Here is a 19273-nt window from a genome sequence, read left to right on the forward strand (position 1 = left end):
GCTTCTACGGCGACCGGTTCACCGCCTGGCGGGAGATGCTCGACGGTGGCGAGCTGGACGTGCTGACCGGCGACTACCTGGCCGAGCTGACCATGCTGATCCTCGGCCGGGACCGGCTGCGTGACCCGGGTCTCGGCTACGCGAAGACGTTCCTGCGCCAGCTGGAGACCTGCCTCGGCACCGCCCTCGACCGGGGGGTGCGGATCGTGACCAACGCCGGCGGGCTGAACCCGGCCGGCCTCGCCACCGCCATCGACCAGCTCGCCGGCCGCCTGGGCCTGGCGGTGCGGGTGGGGTACGTCGAGGGCGACGCCATCCAGCGACCCGACGCGCTGACGGCGAACGCGTACCTGGGCGCGTTCGGGATCGCCGCCTGCCTCGACGGCGGGGCGGACGTGGTGGTCACCGGACGGGTCACCGACGCGTCGCTCGTGGTCGGCCCGGCCATCGCCCGGTACGGGTGGGGCCGCGACGACCTGGACGAGCTGGCCGGGGCGACCGTCGCCGGGCACCTCCTCGAGTGCGGCGCGCAGGTCACCGGCGGCAACTTCAGCTTCTTCACGGAGCTGCCCGACGGGGGGCACCGGCCGGGCTTCCCGATCGCCGAAGTGCACCCGGACGGCTCCGCGGTGGTGACCAAGCATCCCGGCACCGGCGGCGCGGTCACCGTGGAGACGGTCACCGCCCAGCTGCTCTACGAGGTGGGTGGTCCGGCGTACCTGGGGCCGGACGTGGTGACCCGCCTGGACAGCGTGACGCTGGGCTCCGACGGGTCGGACCGGGTCCGGGTCTCCGGCGTCCGGGGCACCCCGCCACCGGCCACGCTCAAGGTGGGCGTCAACAATCTCGGCGGCTTCCGCAACTCCATGACGTTCGTGCTGTGCGGGCTGGACATCGAGGCGAAGGCGGCCCTGGTCCGCGGGCAGGTCGAGGAGGCGGTGGGCAGCGACGGGCTGGAGTTCGTGCTGGCCCGCACCGACCATCCGGACGCCACCGACACCGAGGCGGCCAGTGCGCTGCTCCACGTCCACCTTCGCGACAGCGACCGGACGCGGGCCGGGCGGGCCTTCTCGGCCGCCGCGGTGGAGCTGGCGCTGGCGTCGTACCCGGGCTGCACCCTGACCACCCTGCCGGGCGACGCCACCCCGTACGGCGTCTTCACCGCCGACACGGTGCCGCAGGACGCCGTGGCGCACGTCGCCGTGCTGCCCGGCGGCGAGCGGGTGCCGATCGCGCCACCGCCCACCACGGGTCCGGAGGACCCCCATGAACATCAAGAGCCGATGACAGGGAGCCCTTCCACCCCGCGTCGGACCCGGCGTGGGGTGCTCGGGGAGCTCGTCGGCGCGCGCTCCGGGGACAAGGGCGGGGACGCCAACCTCGGCGTCTGGGCGCGCTCCGACGCCGGGTACGACTGGCTGCGCGGGTGGTTGACCGTCGAACGGCTGGCCGAGCTGCTGCCGGAGACCGCACCGCTGACGGTGCAGCGGCATGAGCTGCCGAACCTGCGCGCGGTCAACTTCGTGATCGAGGGCCTGCTCGGGGCCGGGGTGGCCGCGTCCACCCGGTTCGATCCGCAGGCCAAGGCGCTCGGCGAGCTGCTGCGCTCGCGGGTCGTCGACCTGCCGGCCGACGTGGCGACGGGGGTGCCCGCATGAGCATCGTGGACAGTCCGGAGCGCCGGCAACTGCGCGAGCTGACCCGGGCGTTCGTGACGCGGGAGGTCCTGCCGCACCTGGACGAGTGGGAGCGGGCCGGTGAGGTGCCCCGGGCACTGCACGCGACCGCCGCGAAGCTCGGCCTGCTCGGCATCGGCTTCCCCGAGTCGGTGGGCGGCAGCGGCGGCGACCTGCTCGACTCGATCATCGTGACCGAGGAGCTGATCCGCTCCGGCGGCTCGTCCGGTCTCGTCGCCGCCCTGTTCACGCACGGCATCGCGCTGCCGCACATGGTCGCGGCGGCCGGCGCCCGCACCGGCGGGTCGCTGGGCGGCCGGTTGGGCGGGGCGGCGGCGTCCCGCGACGACGACCTGATCGACCGGTACGTCCGGCCCACCCTGGCCGGCACGACGATCGGCGCGCTGGCGATCACCGAACCGGACGGCGGCTCGGACGTGGCCGGCATCCGCACCACCGCCCGCCGGGACGGCGACCACTACGTGGTGAACGGGTCGAAGACGTACATCACCAGCGGGCACCGGGCCGACTTCGTGACCACGGCGGTCTGCACCGAGTTCCCCGGTAGCGGCGAACTCACCCTGCTGGTGATCGACAAGGGCACGCCCGGCTTCACCGTCGGCCGCCGGTTGGAGAAACTCGGCTGGCACTGCTCGGACACGGCGGAGCTCTCGTTCGTCGACGTGCGGGTGCCGGTGGCCAACCGGATCGGCGCGGAGAACACCGGCTTCCTGGCGATCATGCAGCACTTCGCCGCGGAGCGGCTCTCGCTGGCCACCCAGGCGTACGCCACGGCGCAGCGCTGCGTCGAGCTGGCCGTGCGCTGGTGCCGGGACCGGGAGACCTTCGGGCGTCCACTGGCCAGCCGGCAGTTGGTCCGGCACCGACTGGCCGAGATGCACACCCGGGCCGAGGCGGCCCGGTCGTACGTGCACGAGGTGGCCGGTCGGGTGGCAGCCGGCGAGCCGGTGGTGACCGAGGTGGCGATGGCCAAGAACGTCGCGGTGGCCGCCTGCGACCACGTCGTCGACCAGGCGTTGCAACTGCACGGCGGCTTCGGCTACCTGCGTGACGCCGAGGTGGAGCGGCACTACCGGGATGCCCGCATCCTCGGCATCGGCGGCGGCACCACCGAGATCATGAACGAGATCATCGCGAAGGGCATGGGCCTGTGAGCGCGAGGAGTGAGCCGGGCCCGCGAGCCCCGCAGTCGCGAGCGAAGGAGGCACGGTGAGCACCCTGGACAGCGCGATCGACCCGTCCGCGGCCGGCTACGTGGCGAACCGGGCGGCCCTGCTGGACCGGCTGGCCGAGTTGGACGCCGCACTGGACCGGGCCCGGGCCGGCGGCGGCGACACGTACGTGGCCCGGCACCACGCCCGCGGCAAGATGCTTCCCCGGGAGCGGATCGAGCTGCTGGTGGACGCCGACAGCCCGTTCCTGGAGCTGTCGCCGGTCGCCGCCTACGGCACGGACTTCCCGGTCGGCGCCAGCGTGGTCACCGGCATCGGTGTGGTCGAGGGCGTGGAGTGCCTGATCGTCGCCAACGACCCGACCGTACGCGGCGGCGCCGTCAACCCGTGGTCCCTCGCGAAGACCCGGCGGGCCGGCGAGATCGCCCTGGCCAACCGGCTGCCCATGGTCAACCTGGTCGAGTCGGCCGGGGCGGACCTGCCCACCCAGGCGGAGATCTTCATTCCGGGCGGGCGGGTGTTCCGCGACCTGACCCGGCTCTCGGCGGCGGGCATCCCCACGGTCAGCGTGGTCTTCGGCAACGCGACGGCCGGTGGCGCGTACGTGCCGGGGATGTCCGACCACGTGATCATGATCCGGGACCGGTCCCAGGTCTACCTGGCCGGTCCGCCGCTGGTGAAGATGGCCATCGGCGAGGTCACCGACGACGAGTCGCTGGGCGGCGCGGCGATGCACGCCGGCACGTCCGGGCTGGCCGACTACCTCGCCGAGGACGAGCGGGACGGCATTCGACTGGCCCGGCAGTGCGTCCGCCGACTGAACTGGCGCAAGCAGGGCCCGCCGCCGCGCACGCCCGTTCCGCAACCGCCGAAGTACGACCCGGAGGAGCTGCTGGGCATCACCAGCGCCGACCTGAAGGTGCCGTTCGACCCGCGCGAGGTGCTGGCCCGGGTCCTGGACGGCAGCGAGTTCGACGAGTTCAAACCGGCGTACGGGGGCGCGCTGGTCACCGGCTGGGGCGAGCTGCACGGGTATCCGGTGGGCGTGCTCGCCAACGCCCGCGGGGTGCTGTTCAGCGAGGAGGCGCAGAAGGCGGCCCAGTTCATCCAGCTCGCCAACGCCGCGGACACCCCGCTGATCTTCCTCCAGAACACCACCGGCTACATGGTCGGCACCGAGTACGAGCAGCGCGGCATCATCAAGCACGGCGCGTTGATGATCAACGCGGTGTCCAACTCGACGGTGCCGCACCTGACGGTGAACCTGGGCGCCTCGTACGGGGCCGGCAACTACGGGATGTGCGGCCGGGCGTACGAGCCGAGGTTCCTGTTCACCTGGCCGAACGCCAAGTCGGCGGTGATGGGCCCGGCCCAGCTCGCCGGGGTGCTCTCCATCGTGGCCCGGCAGGCCGCCGCCGCGCGCGGGCGCGACTACGACGAGGAGTCCGACGCGGCGATGCGAATGATGGTCGAGCAGCAGATCGAGTCGCAGTCCGGGGCGCTCTTCCTCTCCGGTCGGCTCTACGACGACGGGGTGATCGACCCCCGGGACACCCGGACCGTCCTCGGGCTCTGCCTCTCGGCGATCCACAACGGACCGGTGAAGGGCGCCGACGGCTTCGGCGTCTTCCGGATGTAGCCGGTGAGCGCGAGGAACGCAGCGCAGCGGAGTCCCGCAGTCGCGAACGAAAGGCAGGCTAAGGGGAGCATGATCAATCGACTTCTGGTGGCCAACCGGGGGGAGATCGCTCGTCGGGTCTTCGCGACCTGTCGCGCGCTCGGCGTGGAGACGGTCGCCGTGCACTCGGACGCGGACGCCGCCGCGCCGTTCGTCGCCGAGGCGGACCAGGCGGTGCGGCTGCCGGGCGACACGCCGGCCGAGACGTACCTGCGGGTGGATCTGATCCTGGACGCGGCCCGCCGCAGTGGCGCGGACGCGGTCCACCCGGGCTACGGCTTCCTCGCCGAGAACGCCGAGTTCGCGGCGGCGGTGACCGACGCCGGGCTGACCTGGGTGGGGCCGCCGGCCAAGGTGATCGCCTCGATGGGCGACAAGCTGGCGGCGAAGGCGCTGCTCGCCGAGGCGGGCGTGCCGATGCTGCCCAGCTGGACCGACCCCGACGAGGTGTCCGACTTCCCCGCACTGGTCAAGGCGTCGGCCGGCGGCGGCGGGCGCGGCATGCGGATCGTCCGGGACGGCGCCGGGCTGGCCGAGGCCGTCGCCTCGGCGCGCCGCGAGGCGGCGGCGGCGTTCGGTGACGGCACGGTCTTCATCGAGCGGTACGTCGAGCGCGGCCGGCACGTCGAGGTGCAGATCTTCGGCGACACCCACGGCACGGTCGCCGCGCTGGGGGTGCGGGAGTGCTCGATCCAGCGCCGACACCAGAAGATCATCGAGGAGGCGCCCGGGGTCATCCCCTCGGAACTGCGGGAGCGGCTGCACGAGGCGGCGGTGGCCGCCGGGCGGGCGGTCGACTACGTGGGGGCCGGCACGGTCGAGTTCCTGCTGGCGCCGACCGGCGAGTTCTTCTTCCTCGAGATGAACACCCGCCTCCAGGTGGAGCACCCCGTCACCGAGTTGATCACCCCGGTCGGGCTGGACCTGGTCCGGCTGCAACTGCTGGTGGCCGAGGGCGCCCCGCTGCCCGAGCACGCCCACTACCCCGCCGCGCGTGGCTACGCGATCGAGGTGCGGTTGTGCGCCGAGGAGCCGGCGCAGGGCTGGCGGCCCGCCACGGGCACCCTGCACCGGTTCAGCGTGCCCGGGGTGGACCGCGAGTTCGGCTGGCTCCAGCGGTCGGGGCTGCGGCTCGACTCCGGCGTGGTGGCGGGCTCGGTGGTGGGCGTGCACTACGACTCGCTGCTCGCCAAGCTGATCGCCGTGGCGCCGACCCGGGCGGAGGCGACCCGGGCGTTGGCGGGCGCGCTGGCCCGGGCCGAGCTGCACGGGGTGGCCACCAACCGCGACCTGCTGGTGCGGGTGCTGCGCAGCCGGGAGTTCGCGGCGGGCGAGATCGACACCGGGTTCCTGGAACGGCACCCGGAGGTCTTCGTCCCACTGCTCCCCACCGATCAGCTCCCGGTCACCGCCCTCGCCGCGGCGCTGGCCGGCGCCGCGCAGCGCCGGGCGAGCGCGCCGGTGCTTCCCGGGCTCCCCTCCGGCTGGCGCAACGTCCCCGCCGTCCCCCAGGTCACCCGCTTCGCCGGCCCCGACGGCGAGATGGAGGTTCGCTACCGCCTGGACCGGACCGGGCGGCTCGTCGACTGGTCCAGCACGCCGGCGGCTTCCGGTGCCGCCGAGGGCTCTGGGGACCGGCCGGGAACCGCCGGCACGGCCGGCTCGCCCGTCGTGGCGCTGGTCGAGGCCGCCCCGGACCGGGTCGTGCTCGACGTCGACGGCGTACGGCGCGCTTTCCGCGTACACCGGGTGGGGTCGAACGTCTTCGTGGACGGCCCGGACGCGTCGGCGAGCCTGACCGAGCTGCCGCGTTTCCCGCTGCCCACCGCGGAGCTGGCCGCCGGCTCGCTGCTCGCGCCGCTGCCCGGCGCGGTGACCCGGGTGCACGTCGAGGTCGGCCAGCGGGTCGCGGCCGGCGACCTGCTGCTCACGCTGGAAGCGATGAAGCTGGAACACCGCGTGCTCGCCCCGACCGACGGGGTCGTCGCCGAGCTGCCGGTGCCGGCCGGCGGTCAGGTGCGCACCGGCGCCGTGCTGGCCGTGGTCACTTCAGAGGAGGACCCGCGATGACCTTCGACCTCACCCCCGAGCAGGACCAGTTGCGCGACGCCGTGCGGGCGTTGGGCCGCCGGTACGGCCACGGCTACTTCGTCGAGAAGGCGAAGGCCGGCGAGCACACCACCGAGCTGTGGGCCGAGGCCGGCCGGCTCGGCTACCTGGGGGTCAACATCCCCACCGGGTACGGCGGCGGGGGCGGCGGCATCACCGAGCTGGCCATCGTCTGCGAGGAGCTGGCGGCGGCCGGCTGCCCACTGCTGCTGCTCGTGGTCTCCCCCGCAATCGCGGCCACCGTCATCCACCGGCACGGCACGGAAGAGCAGCGCAAGCGGCACCTGCCCGGTCTCGCCGACGGCTCCCAGAAGATCGTCTTCGCGATCACCGAGCCGGAGGCCGGCTCCAACTTCCACCGGCTCGGCACGGTGGCCCGCCGCGACGGCGACGGGTGGCTGCTCTCCGGCCGGAAGTGCTACATCTCCGGCGTCGACGAGGCGGACCACGTGCTCGTGGTGGCCCGCGTCGCGGTCGACGACGGCCAGGCCGGCTCCGGGGACGCGTCCGGGCAGAAACTCAAGCCGGCGCTGTTCATCGTGCCGGCCGACGCGGCCGGGCTGACCCGGTCCAAGCTGGACATGGAGATCGTGTCCCCGGAGAACCAGTTCCTGCTCTACCTGGACGACGTGCGGCTGCCCGCCGACGCGCTCGTCGGCGAGTCGCTCGACGCCGGGCTCCCGGCGCTCTTCGCCGGTCTCAACCCGGAGCGGATCACCGTCGCCGCGATGGGCGCCGGCACCGGCCGGTACGCGATCGAGCGGGCCAGCGGGTACACCGCCACCCGCAAGGTGTGGGGTGGCCGCAGCATCGGCTCGCACCAGGGGGTGTCGCACCCGTTGGCGCACGCGGCGGTGCAGGTGGAGCTGGCCCGGCTCATGATCCAGAAGGCCGCCACCCTGTACGACGCCGGCCGCGACCTGGAGGCCGGGGTGGCCGGCAACATGGCCAAGTACGCCGCCGGGGAGGCCGCCGCGCTCGCCGTGGACACCGCCGTCCAGGCACTCGGCGGGGCCGGCATGACCACCGAGTACGGAGTGGCCACCCTCCTCGGCGCGGTGCGGGCCGGCCGGATCGCCCCGGTCAGCCGGGAGATGATCCTCAACTTCGTCGCCCAGCACGTCTTGGGTCAGGACAAGTCCTACTGATCGGCCACTCTGATCGACGCTCAGCCGGGGGCGCGGCAGGCGGCGTCGATCCGGTGCACCGGGCGGACCCGCCGGCCCATCCCCTCCAGCAGCGAGTCCTCGACGTGGAAGTCGTGGATCCGCAGCCGGTGGCGGGGCAGCTCCTCCTCGCTCGGGCAGAGCACCTGGGCACGGACGAGGTCGACGGGGACGTACCGCACGCCGCCCCGCTCCTGGAGGATCACCATGTTGACGTCGTCGGTGGTGACCACGTGCCCCCGGACGTCCTCGGTGGGGCCGTTCTCCACGCCGACCGTGGTGACGGTGAGCGGGAGCACCGGCGTGCTGATCACGGGCAGCGCGGCCCACACCAGCATGGCCAGCACCGCCACCTCGGTCAGCGACGCCAGCGGCCGGATCACCATCCCGGGCAGCGGGCCGGCGATGAAGAGGGCCAGCAGCGGCGGCACCACGATGAGCGCCAGCACCAGCCGTTCGCCTCCCTGCTCCACCGCGTCGCGCAGGGTGGGCAGCATCAGCCAGCCGTACCCGGCGAGCAGCGCGAGGATCAGCAGCACCCGTGGCGTGGCCCGCTCGTGCAACCGCTCGGGGCGGAGCTGGAACGCGGCCACGAACGCCGGCAGAAGCAGCGGGAGGTAGAGCAGCGGCCAGGTGATCAGGGCGAGCAGGAAGCTGGCCAGCACCACCCAGGCCGGGGTGATGTCGGCCCAGCGGGCGAAGAGCGGACGACGACGGGTGCCCGGCGGAAGCCGGTCCGCGCTGACGGCCAACACCGCGCCGAGCGCGAAGACGGCGACCATGCCGGTCGAGAGCAGCCGGGCCGCGGTGGTCACGAAACCGGCGAGCAGGTTGACCGGCCCGACGTTCGCCACCAGCAGCAGCGTGGTCTGGAGTTCGCCGCCCGCCTCGACCCCGAGGCGGAGCACCGAGAAGATCGCCGGTACGCCCACCAGAGCGGTCCAGAACGACTGGCTGGCGCGGGCGCGCCGCTCCGCCGGGTCCCACCGCACCCGCCCGGGCTCCACCTCGGCGACGACCGGTTCGGTGGGTTCGGCGACCGGCACACCCGCCGGCCACCCGGCGGAGTCCGTCCCGACGTCGGCACCCGGCACGTCGGCCGTGCCGGTCGGCATGGACGCCCGGGGCGGCGGGACCGGGCCTTCGGCACCGGCGCCGCTGGTGGCGGTCGGCGCCGTGCTCACCGGCGGGGCGCCTTGTCGTCGAAGTCGACCAGCTTCGGCACCTCCAGCGGCTGCGGCTGCCGCTTCTCGGCGCGCAGCCACGGGCCCAGCGTCCGGTTGTACGCGGTCTGCCAGGGGCTCGCCTGCCCGTCCCGCCCCTGCTCGTAGCTCTTCTGCAGGAAGAACGCGACCAGGTCGCGCAGCGCCGGGTCGCCGATCGGCACGCCGACGCCCAGCAGCTCGCTGGTGCCGAACGGCATGTCCACGATCTCGAACTCCTTGGGGAAGCTGGCCAGGAAGCCGGCGAGGATCGACTCGTCGGAGCTGACCGCGTCGTACCGGCCCTTCCGGATGCCGTCGACGCAGTCGCCGACGTCCTTCACCACGAACGTCTTGACCTGGTGCTTCTCCAGCTCGGCCTCGGTGGTGGAGCCGCCGCTGGTGCAGATCCGGTAGGCCGGGTCGCGCAGATCCTCGATGGTGCGGATCTTGTCCTTAAGCCGGGTCGACACCATCACCTCCTGCGTGGTGACGAGGTACGGCCCCGCGAAGCTGACCAACTTCTTGCGGTCCTCCGTCATGGAGAAGCTCGACACCACCAGGTCGACCGTGCCGCCCTGAAGGGCGGGGATGCGGTCCTCGGTGGACACGGAGACGAACTCCAGCCGCTGATCGCCCTCGTAGCCGAGCGAGGCGGCCACGTACCGGCCGATCTCGACGTCGAAGCCGACGTGCTGGCCGTTTCGCAGCTCGCCCATCAGCGGCTCGTTGGTGGCGACGCCGATGCGCAGCTTCGACTGGCCGTAGATGTGCGTCTCGCGCAGCTTCTCCTGCACCGACGGCAGGTCCGGCTCCCGCCGGCTGTCGCAGCCGGCGGCAGCGGCCAGCGTGAGGGTCAGGGCGACCGCCAGCGTCGTCGCGACCGCGCGGAGCCGGGACTGGGAAGTGACAACGTTCATGGGCGACCTCGCTGACGGAACAGCCTGCGGGATACCGAGAGTAGCGGCTTCGGTCCACTCCGTGTGGACGCCGATCGGTCACGTCGGACTGTCCGCCCGGTGGGCTCGATCGACACGTCGGGCGGGCACTGTGGTTGACAGCCGGCCCCGTCGCGACATGCTGGAGGGGTGAGTCGATTGCCCAGGCCCGATGCGCGGACGGCGGCGGTGGTCGCGGCGCTGGGAGCCCTTGCGCTGCTGGTCATGCTGGTCGTCTGGCGCCGCCAGGATTTTCTCGGCGTGGTCCTCGCGCTGCTCTGCGTCCTGCTGACCATGGTCGCCGGGGTGTCCGTGTCCGCCGCCCGCCAGGGCGTCGACCCGGAGCCGGCGGACCGGCCGTTCGCCGCCGGGCCGCCGGAGTTGATGCCGTACGGGATCGACGCGGACACCCTCGACGCCCTGGACAGCCGGGACGCGTTGCGTGCGGTGCGTGACCGGCGGCGCGGGTCCGGCGGGTTCAGCGATCGGTGAGGGTGGGCGCGGTGAGCGCGTCCACGCCCCGCCCCGCCAAACACCGGTAGGTCCGGTCGAGGCTGCCGTCCACCGGCGGCAGCACCTCCAGGTGCCAGCCGACCGGCTCGGTGATCCCGGTGGTCAGCCGGAACGTCGTCACGCTGCACACCTGCCGCACCGGCTCGGCGGCGACCACGTCGTCATAGTCGGCGCCGACCAGCGACACCGGCAGGATGCCCTCGGCGTACGTCTCCCAGGTGTGCGGCCCCGCGCAGGGGACGCGGGCGGCCTCGGCGCGGTTGCCGCGGATCCGCACCGGGCCGAAGCACTCCAGCTCGGGCAGGCACCGGGCGCCCTCGGGTAGGCCGGTCGGCGACCCGGGGCCGGTCGTGCAGCCCGGCAGCGGCCCGGTCGCCGGCGCGGCGACCCGACTGACCGAGGGGGACGGGTCGGGCGGCTGGCCACTGCCGGCCATCCAGGCGCCGGCGGTGCCGGAGGCGGCGAGCGCCAGCACCCCGGCGCCACCGAGGAACCAGCGCCGCCAGCGGCGACCGTCGGGAACCGTCGGGTGGACGTCCTCGACCGCGGGGCGGGGCACCGGCTGGCCGCCGGCGTACGGGCCGACGTGGATCGGGCCCTCGCCGGTCGGTGCACCGCTGACCGGCGCCGACGGCCGGCCGAGCGGCACGCTGGCGAGCAGGTCGTGCAGTTCGAGGGCGGAGGGCCGCTCGGCCGGGTCGTTGACCATGCCGGCGCGCAGCACGTCGATCAGCTCGTCCGGCACGCCGGGCAGGCTGGGGACGGGCTGGTTGAACATCTCCAGCACGGTGACCAGGCTGGGGTTGCGCTCGGACTGCCAGCGGGGCGGCCGGCCGTGCATCACCGCGTAGAGGGTGGCGCAGAGCGCGTACACGTCGACGGCCGGCGACGGCGGGCTGTGGTTGAACATCTCCGGCGGCGCGTACGCCGGGGTGAGCACCTCCAGGGTGACCGAGGCGTCCCGGGCCTCGGCCAGCACGGCCAGCCCGAAGTCGGCCAGCACCGCCGAGTTGAAGTGCGAGTAGAGGATGTTCGCCGGCTTCACGTCCCGGTGCAGCACGCCGGCCCCGTGCGAGTGGGCCAGCGCGTCGGCGATCTTCAGGCCGAGGTCGCGGGCCTCCACCGGGCCCAGCGGCGAGGTGCGCATCCGTTCGGCGTACGACCCGTCGCACAGCTCCATGATCAGGTAGGGGTGCTGGTCGACGGTGACCCCGACGTCGAAGAGGTCCACCACGTGCGGGTGTGACGACATCCGCCCGGCCGCCCGCGCCTCGCGCAGGAAGCGGGCCTGGTCGCGTTCGCTGTCCAGCGTGCGGTTCTCGACCTTGACGGCGACCTCGCGCCCCACCGAGATCTGGGTGGCCTGGTAGACGGTGGCGTAACCACCTCGGGCAAAGACCCGCAAATCAGTCAGACCGGGCACGATCGGCACCGGCAAGCCGCCGGTCGGGGTGTCGGTCACTGCTCGAAAATACCCAACCCGGCCGGTGGCTCAGCGCACCGCGTCCGCCGAGGCGGCACCGGGTGCCTCCCCGACGTCACCCGCCGCGTCGCTGCCGCCGGGCGCCGCGTCGGTGGTGGCCGGTGCCGTGTCGGTGCCGGCAGCCGACGCGCTGGTGCTGGCCGGCGCGCCTCGACGGGCGTCCAGACGCAGGCCGACGGCGGTGGCCACCGCGCCCAGGCCCTCCCAGGCGGCCACGCCGAAGAACCGGTCGGGGGCGATGTCGGCCAGCACGGCGATGCTGAACACGGTGAAGGTGACCAGCCGGAAGACCACCGTGAACCGGTAGAACGCCCGCCACTCCGTGACCGTGGCGAGCAGGTAGTAGACCCCCATGTTGAACGACGCCATCGAGGAGGCCAGCAGGAAGGTGCCGGTGTGGTCACCGACGGCACGGGTGGCCGGCACCTCCAGCCCAAGCATGCGCAGCATGGCCTCCGGCCAGAGCAGCCCGAACGCACCCATCATCAGCGCCAGCACGCCGAAGACCGCGATGGTCCAGCCCGCGACGGAACGCGGCAGCTTCATGATGCGCCTCCCCAGGCACGGCGACGGTTACCACTGTGGACCGCCACACGGTGTTGACACGCTAGCCGCTCCCCCCGACCATCCACATCCCCACAATCGCCAGAATCGCACCCCTACGGCCGCGCGCCCCGCCCGCCACTGACTCACCGATCAGGGCCGAACACGGCGAGTTGATCCCACCAACAGCGATCGTCCCCAGATCCACCCGCGCCCGGAAGGAGGGGGGTCAGTCGGCGGTGGCCAGGCGGGCGCGGAGGGCGTCCGCCGCCGCGCGTTCGCTGCGCTGCTCGGTGGCGTACGCCAGGCGAACCGCCTCCTCCGCGCAGGACAGGGCCTCCTCGGGGCGACCACAGGCGGCGAGCGCCTCGGCGAGCACACTCGCCGCGATCACCTGGCTGCGCACGTCCTCGGCCGGCGCGGTGACCGCCCGCCGGGCCCAGTCCAGCGCCTGCTCCCGCTGACCGTGGGCGAGCAGCGCCGACGCGTACCGGGCCATCGTCTGGCGACGGGAGAAGAGCAGCGACGGCGCGCTCGCGGCGGCGGTGGCCACCGGGGCGAGCAGCCCGACCGCGGTCGCCGCGTCGCCGGCCGCCAGTCGGGCGGTCGCCAACAGCACCCGGGGGGCGACCTGCGCCGGCGCCTGCGGGTTGTGCGGCTCGACGGCGGTCAGCACCGCGCGGGCCACCCGCTCGGCGGTCTCGCAGTCGCCCATGTCCAGCGCCACGAAGCCCCGCAGCGTGCCGGCCATCCCGGTGAGCAGCGGGTGCGAGGTCTGCTCGGCGTACGCCAGGGCGTCGGTGAGCAGGTCGGCCGCGTGCTCCGGCTCGCCCAGCCCCCGCGCCACCACGGCCCGGACCACCAGCGCGAACCCGCGCCCCCAGTCGTCGGACGCGGCGGCGAACTCGCGGTACGCCCGCCGCGCCTCCCGGTCGGCCTCGGCCAGCTCGCCCAGCTCGGCGGTGGCGAACGCCGCCACGGCGCGCAGTGTGCCCACCGCCCACGCTTCGCCGACCCGCTCGCCGAAGGGCAGGAAGACCTGCGCCATCCGGCACGCCTCGCGGAGCCGGCCGGCGAGCAGCCGGGCGAACGCCGTCGTGCCCCGCAGCCAGGCCCGCCCGTACGGGTCCTTCAGCTCGGCGAAGAGCCGGGCCGCCCGACCGAGCACCGCGTCGGTGCCGGCGAAGTCGCCCCGGGTGGTGGTCACCCAGGCCAGGTTCTGCAACGACCAGGCCTGCCCGCGCCGGTCCTGCGCGCCGAGGCTGACCTGGTACGCGGCGGCCAACCGGCTGCTCGCCTGGCTCAACCGCCCGGCCACGAAGTCGGCCATGCCGAGCCGGCGCATCGCCGAGGCGCGCAGTGTGGGCAGCCCTCCGGCGGTGGCCACCTGCAACGCCTCCTGCCAGGCGGCCACGGCCCGGCTCTGGTCGCCGAGTGTCTGCTGGGCCTGCCCGGCGAGCAGCTGGGCGCTGGCCCGGATGGCCTCGTCCCCCGCGTTCGCGGCGATCTTCTCGGCGTAGGCGAGCGCGTCGACGACCCTGCCGATCTGGAGCAGCGCCCGGGCGTGCACGATCCGGTCGGCGGCCGGCACACCGTCGCGGGCCAGTTCGGTGGCGCGCTCGGCGTACTCGACGGCCATCGCCGGCTCGCCGGCCGACAGCGACCGGCGGGCGGCCCGGCCGAGCGCGGCGACCCCGAGCGGGACCACCGCCCGGGCCGGCGCGTCCGGGCGCAGCTTCACCGCGTCGGCGAGCGCGGCGGTCCGCTCGACGTGGGTGGCCACGAAGTCGTCCCGGGCCTCGTCGGTGAACCCGCCGACCGTGCCGACCGCGGCCTCGTCGGCCGGCGCCGCCCAGCGGGCCAGCGCGGCGTGCCGCTCAGCCAGCTCCGCCTTGCTCACCCCGGCGTACGCGGCCTCGCGCATCAGCGGGGTGGCGAACGCGTAGCCGGTACGGGTGCGGTGCAGCATCCGGCGTTGCAGCAGCTCCTCGACGGCCCGGTCGAGTTCCACGGCGGCCACCGCCGAGGGCCGGCTCACGGCCCTGACGGTACGGCTGGAGGCCGCCGAGACCGACCGTGACCTGGCCCAGCGGCGGGTGGCGCAGCTCGGCGACCAGGTCAGCGACCTGGCGCTGGCGCTGGCCCGGCTGGGCGCCGCCACGCCGGACGACGCCACCCGCTGACGCGGCGGGGTTGCCGGGCGGTCAGTGGATGCCGGCCATCAGCGCGCGGATGTGCCGGGCGAACATCACGGCGCCCAACCCGAACGCCACCGACGCGAGGCCGAAGGTGAGGAAGTAGGTCGACTCGGACCAGGTGTCGGCGAGCCGCGCCACCTGCCCGCCGATCGCGTCGCCGACGGCGGTGGCGAGGAACCACAGCCCCAGCATCTGGCTCGCGTACTTCACCGGCGCCAGCTTGGTGGTGGCGGACAGGCCGACCGGGCTCAGCGACAGCTCACCGGCCACCTGGATGGCGAACACCGCCACCAGCCACCACGGGGACACCAGGTCACCGCCGACGGCGGCCTGCGCGGCAGCGGCCATCAGCACGAACGACAGGCCGTTGAGCACCAGACCGACGGCGAACTTCACCGGCGTGGACACCCGGTTGCCCACCCGCAGCCAGAGCAGCGCGAACAGCGGCGCCCCGATGATGACCAGGATGGGGTTGACCGACTGGAGCCAGGACGCCGGGAAGGTGAAGCCGGCCACGTCCCGGTCGGTGCGCTCGGCGGCGAAGAGGTTCAGCACCGACCCGGCCTGGTCGTAGATCAGCCAGAACGCGGCGGCGAACACGAACAGCCACAGGTACGCCTTCATCCGGCTGCGTTCGGTCGCGCTGAGTTCCCGGTCGGTCATGATCCGGGCGAAGTAGCCGATGGTCACCAGCACGGTGACCGCGGTGAGCGCGTTCACCACCGTGTTGACGGTGAACAGCCCGACCAGCGCGAGGGCGCCGACGAGCACGACGAGCACCGCGACCACCACCCCGGCGCGGGTGAGCGCCCGGCGGCGGTCGGCGCCGAGCAGAGGATCGGCGGGGCGGTCTCCGGCGTCGCCCAGATTGCGCCGGCCCAGCACGTACTGGATCACGCCGAAGGTCATGCCGACCGCGGCGACGGCGAACCCGAGGTGCCAGTTGATCTTTTCGCCGAGGAAGCCGGTGATCAGCGGGGCGATGAACGCGCCGAGGTTGATGCCCATGTAGAAGATCGTGAAGCCGGCGTCGCGGCGGGGGGAGTCCCGGTCGTACAGGGCGCCCACCATGGTGGAGATGTTCGGTTTGAGCAGGCCGGTGCCGAGGACGATGAGGGTCATCCCGGCGAAGACGCTCCACCGGGTGGGCACCGCCATCACGTAGTGCCCGGCGGCGATCACCACCCCGCCCCACAGCACGCTGCGCCGAGCCCCGATCAGCCGGTCGGCGACCCACCCGCCGGGCAGCGCCATCAGGTACACCATCGCGTTGTACGTGCCGTAGACGGCGTTCGCGCTGGACTCGCTCAGGCCCAGCCCGTCGTCGGCGGCCTCGGCGGTGAGGTACAGCACGAGGATCGCCCGCATGCCGTAGAAGCTGAACCGCTCCCACATCTCGGTGAGGAAGAGCGTGGCCAGCGCCCGGGGATGACCGAAGAACGTCCGCCCGGTGGGGGCCGGACGCTCGATTGGGACGTCATGGGCCATCGCAACCTCCGGTGCGCTCGGGCGGTTAACATCCCCGGTGGCAGCCGAAACACTCCACCGTTCCGAGCCGGCCGGGGATCACCTGGCCGGTTGGTCATCCTGGCCGGCTACCCTTGGTCCCGGCCCACCCGTGGATGCCTCACGCCCTCGGGCGGGAATGGCTCGACGGGGACGCACGGTTACACCCAGAAGACCAGCACCACGAACGAGGGGAAGTCGATCATGGGCGAGCGTATGCTGCGCGGAAGCCGCCTGGGCGCGGTCAGCTACGAATCCGACCGCAACACGGAGCTCGCGCCGCGTCAGACCCGCGAGTACCTCTGCGCCAAGGGCCACCAGTTCGAGGTGCCGTTCGCCGTCGACGCCGAGGTCCCGACGACCTGGGAGTGCAAGTTCGACGGCAGCGTCGCCCGACTCGTCGACGGCAGCGAGCCGGAGCAGAAGAAGGCCAAGCCGCCGCGTACCCACTGGGACATGCTGCTGGAGCGGCGCTCGATCGCCGAGCTCGAGGACATCCTCGCCGAAAGGCTCCAGGAGGTTCGTACCCGCCGCGGCCGCGCCTGAGCCGCACCCGCACGACACGACGGCGCCCCCGGGGGTTTTCCCCCGGGGGCGCCGTCGTGTCCGCGCTCAGTTGCGGCCAGGCTCGACGATCTCGCCCTCGATGGCCCGGCCGCCGTCGACCACCACCGGCTGCTCCGGTTCCGGACGCGGCGTCGCTTGCGGCGCGCCCTGGCGCACCCGCACCGTACGGGGCCCGAACAGGTCACCGGCGACCATCGACGACACCCGCCGCTCGGTGGTGCGCTGCACACCGGCGCGGGCCAGTCGCCGCACCGGCGGCACCAGCAGCAGCAACCCGACCAGCCCGCTGACCAGGCCGGGCGCCGCCAGCAGCAGCGCGCCACCCAACCCCACGAGCCCGTCGGTCACCTGCCGCCCCGGAGGCTGCCCCGCCGCGGCGGAGGAGCGGAAACCCCGCCAGGCGCGCATCCCCTCGCGGCGCAGCAGCACCAGCCCGAGCAGGGACGCGGCGAACACCAGCAGCACCGCCGCGCCGAAGCCCAGCGCCCGCCCGACCAGGACGAACACCGCCAGCTCCAGCACCACCGCCAGCAACAGGGCCAGCGGTACGAACCTCAGTCCTCGGCGCATCTCACCTCATCGCCATTCCCGCGACACAGGAGCGTGTCCCGCCCATCCAGCATGACACGGCCGCGCTCACGGCCACCGCACCTGACCGGTGGGGGTGCCGTGCAGGCCCCGGCGTACGGCCTGCCGGCGGTCCTGCACCGCCCAGGTGGTGATCCGCCACAGCGCCTCGGCCACGATGCGCGGGCTCATCTTGCTGTCGCCGCGCTCCCGTTCGGCGAAGGTGATCGGCACCTCCACGATCCGTACGCCGGCCTGGTGGGCGAGCCGGGACAGCTCCACCTGGAACGAGTAGCCCTGTGAGCACACCGACGCCAGGTCGATGGCGTCCAGCGCGCTGAGCCGGTACACCCGGTAGCCGCCCGTGGCGTCGGAGACGGGCATGCCCAGCGCGAGGCGCGCGTACAGGTTGCCGCAGCGCGACAGCAGCAGCCGCCGCAGCGGCCAGTTCACGACCCGCGCGCCGCTGGTCCACCGCGACCCGATCACCACGTCCGCGTCGCGGGCGGCCCGCAGCAGCGCCGGCAGGTCCTCCGGGGCGTGTGAGCCGTCGGCGTCCATCTCCACCACGGCGTGGTAGCCGCGCTCGCGCGCCCAGTCGAACCCCGCCAGGTACGCGGCCCCGAGGCCCTGCTTGCCCTCGCGGTGCAGCACCTGCACGTGCGCGTCGCCGTCGGCGAGGTCGTCGGCGATCGCGCCGGTGCCGTCGGGGCTGTTGTCGTCGGCGATGAGGATCTGCACCGCCGGGGCGGCCCGGCGCAGCCGGTCCACGATCGCGGCGATGTTGTCGGCCTCGTTGTAGGTGGGGATCACCACCAGCACCCGGCCCACGCCGGGCACCTCGTCCGGACGCCGGATCGTATCGGTCGCCTGGATCACGGTTCCTCCGCTCCCGCCGGCGTACCGGCTGCTGCTATCCGGGCACGACCCGCTGCCGCCAGCGCAGCACCGCCGCGCCGACCAGGGCGGCCGCTGCCAGCCCGGCGAGCGCCAGCTCGGGCCACCAGCCGAGCCGGGTGGCGAGGGTGCGCCCGTCGTCGAGTCGCATCTGTCGCACCACGACCTCCCGGGTGTTGAACCCGGTGGCGTCGCTTACCCGCCCGTCGGGGGCGACGAACCCGGACACCCCGACCGTGGAGGCCATCAACGCGGGCCGACCGTGCTCGACCGCCCGCAGCCGCACCATGGCCAGTTGCTGGCGGGCCTCCGCCACGTCGAAGGTGGCGTTGTTGGTCTGCACCACCAGCAGCTGCGCGCCGCCGGTGACGGTGTCGCGGACCACCTCGTCGTAGGCGACCTCGAAGCAGATCACGTCGCCGAGCACCGCCGGGCCGGCGCGTACCACGCCCGGGGTGCTCCCGGGAACGAAGTCGTTGCGGATCAGGTCGACCTGCTTGCTGACCATCCGCGCGACGTCGCGCAGCGGCACGTACTCGGCGAACGGCACGGGGTGCCGCTTGGTGTACAGCTGGCTCAGGTCCGCGCCGGTGCCGGGCCGCCACAGGATGCCCGCGTTGCGGACCTCGCCGGGGCCGGGGCCGAGCAGCACCGCGCCGACCAGGATCGGCGCGCGGACCGTGTCGGCGGCCTGCGCGATGCGCGCCCCGGCGGCGGGGTTGCGCAGCGGGTCGATGTCGCTGGAGTTCTCCGGCCACACCACCAGGTCGGGTTGGCGCTGCGCGCCGGAGGCGACGCGCGCGGCCAGCTCCAGGGTGGCGTCGACGTGGTTGTTGAGCACCGCCTGCCGTTGGGCGTTGAAGTCCAGCCCCAGGCGCGGCACGTTGCCCTGCACGATCGCCACGGTCACCGGGGCGCCCGACCCGGCGGTCGCGACCGGCACGAGCAGGCCCGACGCGCCCAGCGCTACCGCGACGGCGGCCGGCACGGCCACCGGCAGCCACCGCCGCACGGGCGGCTCGCCCGCCGCCTTGCTG

The 19273-nt window shown here is 73.8% G+C and carries 15 protein-coding genes and 2 pseudogenes; 8 read left to right on the forward strand and 9 right to left on the reverse strand.

The window, feature by feature from the left end; genetic code table 11:
* The first annotated feature begins 35 nt into the window (after positions 1-35).
* The 5 genes from DKT68_RS06320 to DKT68_RS06340 all read left to right on the forward strand — a co-directional run bounded on the left by DKT68_RS06320 (position 36) and on the right by DKT68_RS06340 (position 7804).
* Positions 36-1658 carry an acyclic terpene utilization AtuA family protein gene (locus tag DKT68_RS06320; protein ID WP_236646740.1) on the forward strand — a complete coding sequence of 541 codons (1623 nt, stop codon included), beginning with the start codon at positions 36-38 and terminating at the stop codon, positions 1656-1658.
* Positions 1655-2851: an acyl-CoA dehydrogenase family protein gene (locus tag DKT68_RS06325; protein WP_109816479.1), complete on the forward strand. Its 1197-nt coding sequence runs from the start codon at positions 1655-1657 to the stop codon at positions 2849-2851. The genes DKT68_RS06320 and DKT68_RS06325 overlap by 4 nt, the downstream gene beginning before the upstream one ends.
* Before the next feature lie 55 nt (positions 2852-2906).
* On the forward strand, positions 2907-4508 hold the full coding sequence (locus DKT68_RS06330; protein ID WP_109816480.1) for an acyl-CoA carboxylase subunit beta: 1602 nt from the start codon (positions 2907-2909) through the stop codon (positions 4506-4508).
* Positions 4509-4577: 69 nt separating this feature from the next.
* Positions 4578-6617, forward strand: coding sequence for an ATP-binding protein (locus DKT68_RS06335; protein ID WP_109816481.1), 2040 nt, complete (start codon positions 4578-4580; stop codon positions 6615-6617).
* Positions 6614-7804, forward strand: coding sequence for an acyl-CoA dehydrogenase family protein (locus tag DKT68_RS06340; RefSeq protein ID WP_109816482.1), 1191 nt, complete (start codon positions 6614-6616; stop codon positions 7802-7804). The genes DKT68_RS06335 and DKT68_RS06340 overlap by 4 nt, the downstream gene beginning before the upstream one ends.
* Positions 7805-7824: 20 nt before the next feature.
* On the opposite strand, the gene DKT68_RS06345 is transcribed toward DKT68_RS06340, so the two are convergent.
* Together DKT68_RS06345 and DKT68_RS06350 are read right to left on the reverse strand one after the other, a co-directional pair.
* On the reverse strand, positions 7825-9006 hold the full coding sequence (locus DKT68_RS06345; RefSeq protein WP_109816483.1) for a hypothetical protein: 1182 nt from the start codon (positions 9004-9006) through the stop codon (positions 7825-7827).
* Positions 9003-9944, reverse strand: a complete 942-nt coding sequence (locus DKT68_RS06350; protein ID WP_109816484.1) for a transporter substrate-binding domain-containing protein — start codon at positions 9942-9944, stop codon at positions 9003-9005. The genes DKT68_RS06345 and DKT68_RS06350 overlap by 4 nt, the downstream gene beginning before the upstream one ends.
* A 177-nt stretch (positions 9945-10121) precedes the next feature.
* Here DKT68_RS06350 and DKT68_RS06355 point away from each other — a divergent pair, with 177 nt between their 5' ends.
* Positions 10122-10454, forward strand: a complete 333-nt coding sequence (locus DKT68_RS06355; protein ID WP_146218298.1) for a hypothetical protein — start codon at positions 10122-10124, stop codon at positions 10452-10454.
* Here DKT68_RS06355 and DKT68_RS06360 read toward each other — a convergent pair.
* The 3 genes and pseudogenes from DKT68_RS06360 to DKT68_RS06370 all read right to left on the reverse strand — a co-directional run.
* Positions 10441-11937 carry a serine/threonine-protein kinase gene (locus DKT68_RS06360; RefSeq protein WP_109816486.1) on the reverse strand — a complete coding sequence of 499 codons (1497 nt, stop codon included), beginning with the start codon at positions 11935-11937 and terminating at the stop codon, positions 10441-10443. The genes DKT68_RS06355 and DKT68_RS06360 overlap by 14 nt on opposite strands.
* A 30-nt stretch (positions 11938-11967) precedes the next feature.
* Entirely contained in the window at positions 11968-12504 is a 537-nt protein-coding gene (locus tag DKT68_RS06365) for a hypothetical protein (RefSeq protein WP_236646737.1), read from the reverse strand.
* Positions 12505-12730: 226 nt separating this feature from the next.
* A pseudogene (locus DKT68_RS06370) lies at positions 12731-14533 on the reverse strand (adenylate/guanylate cyclase domain-containing protein); the annotation flags it as partial.
* Between DKT68_RS06370 and DKT68_RS32620 the strand changes: the two are divergent.
* Positions 14457-14684, forward strand: coding sequence for a hypothetical protein (locus DKT68_RS32620; protein ID WP_109816487.1), 228 nt, complete (start codon positions 14457-14459; stop codon positions 14682-14684). The pseudogene DKT68_RS06370 and the gene DKT68_RS32620 sit on opposite strands and share 77 nt — an antisense overlap.
* 21 nt (positions 14685-14705) lie before the next feature.
* Here the strand turns inward: DKT68_RS32620 and DKT68_RS06380 are convergent, their stop codons facing one another.
* Positions 14706-16187, reverse strand: coding sequence for a peptide MFS transporter (locus DKT68_RS06380; protein ID WP_109816488.1), 1482 nt, complete (start codon positions 16185-16187; stop codon positions 14706-14708).
* A gap of 222 nt (positions 16188-16409) precedes the next feature.
* On the opposite strand from DKT68_RS06380, the gene DKT68_RS06385 reads away from it, so the two are divergent.
* On the forward strand, positions 16410-16751 hold the full coding sequence (locus DKT68_RS06385) for an RNA polymerase-binding protein RbpA (RefSeq protein WP_046564157.1): 342 nt from the start codon (positions 16410-16412) through the stop codon (positions 16749-16751).
* Positions 16752-16817: 66 nt separating this feature from the next.
* Here the strand turns inward: DKT68_RS06385 and DKT68_RS06390 are convergent, their stop codons facing one another.
* The 3 genes and pseudogenes from DKT68_RS06390 to lnt form a co-directional block, all read right to left on the reverse strand.
* On the reverse strand, positions 16818-17342 hold the full coding sequence (locus DKT68_RS06390; RefSeq protein WP_109816489.1) for an FxsA family protein: 525 nt from the start codon (positions 17340-17342) through the stop codon (positions 16818-16820).
* Positions 17343-17408: 66 nt separating this feature from the next.
* Positions 17409-18218 carry a polyprenol monophosphomannose synthase gene (locus DKT68_RS06395; RefSeq protein ID WP_236646738.1) on the reverse strand — a complete coding sequence of 270 codons (810 nt, stop codon included), beginning with the start codon at positions 18216-18218 and terminating at the stop codon, positions 17409-17411.
* Positions 18215-19273, reverse strand: a pseudogene (gene lnt / locus DKT68_RS06400) (apolipoprotein N-acyltransferase); the annotation flags it as partial. The pseudogene lnt and the gene DKT68_RS06395, both read right to left, overlap by 4 nt.

This window comes from Micromonospora acroterricola (assembly GCF_003172955.1).
GTDB classification, from domain to species: domain Bacteria; phylum Actinomycetota; class Actinomycetes; order Mycobacteriales; family Micromonosporaceae; genus Micromonospora; species Micromonospora acroterricola.

Excerpts from the sequence above, each read along its gene's own strand:
- DKT68_RS06320 (WP_236646740.1), top strand. The coding sequence starts at position 36 with ATGCTCGACGGTGGCGAGCTGGACGTGCTGACCGGCGACTACCTGGCC.
- DKT68_RS06325 (WP_109816479.1), top strand. The coding sequence starts at position 1,655 with ATGAGCATCGTGGACAGTCCGGAGCGCCGGCAACTGCGCGAGCTGACC.
- DKT68_RS06335 (WP_109816481.1), top strand. The coding sequence starts at position 4,578 with ATGATCAATCGACTTCTGGTGGCCAACCGGGGGGAGATCGCTCGTCGG.
- DKT68_RS06340 (WP_109816482.1), top strand. The coding sequence starts at position 6,614 with ATGACCTTCGACCTCACCCCCGAGCAGGACCAGTTGCGCGACGCCGTG.
- DKT68_RS06350 (WP_109816484.1), bottom strand. The coding sequence starts at position 9,944 with ATGAACGTTGTCACTTCCCAGTCCCGGCTCCGCGCGGTCGCGACGACG.
- DKT68_RS06365 (WP_236646737.1), bottom strand. The coding sequence starts at position 12,504 with ATGAAGCTGCCGCGTTCCGTCGCGGGCTGGACCATCGCGGTCTTCGGC.
- DKT68_RS06380 (WP_109816488.1), bottom strand. The coding sequence starts at position 16,187 with ATGGCCCATGACGTCCCAATCGAGCGTCCGGCCCCCACCGGGCGGACG.
- DKT68_RS06385 (WP_046564157.1), top strand. The coding sequence starts at position 16,410 with ATGGGCGAGCGTATGCTGCGCGGAAGCCGCCTGGGCGCGGTCAGCTAC.
- DKT68_RS06390 (WP_109816489.1), bottom strand. The coding sequence starts at position 17,342 with ATGCGCCGAGGACTGAGGTTCGTACCGCTGGCCCTGTTGCTGGCGGTG.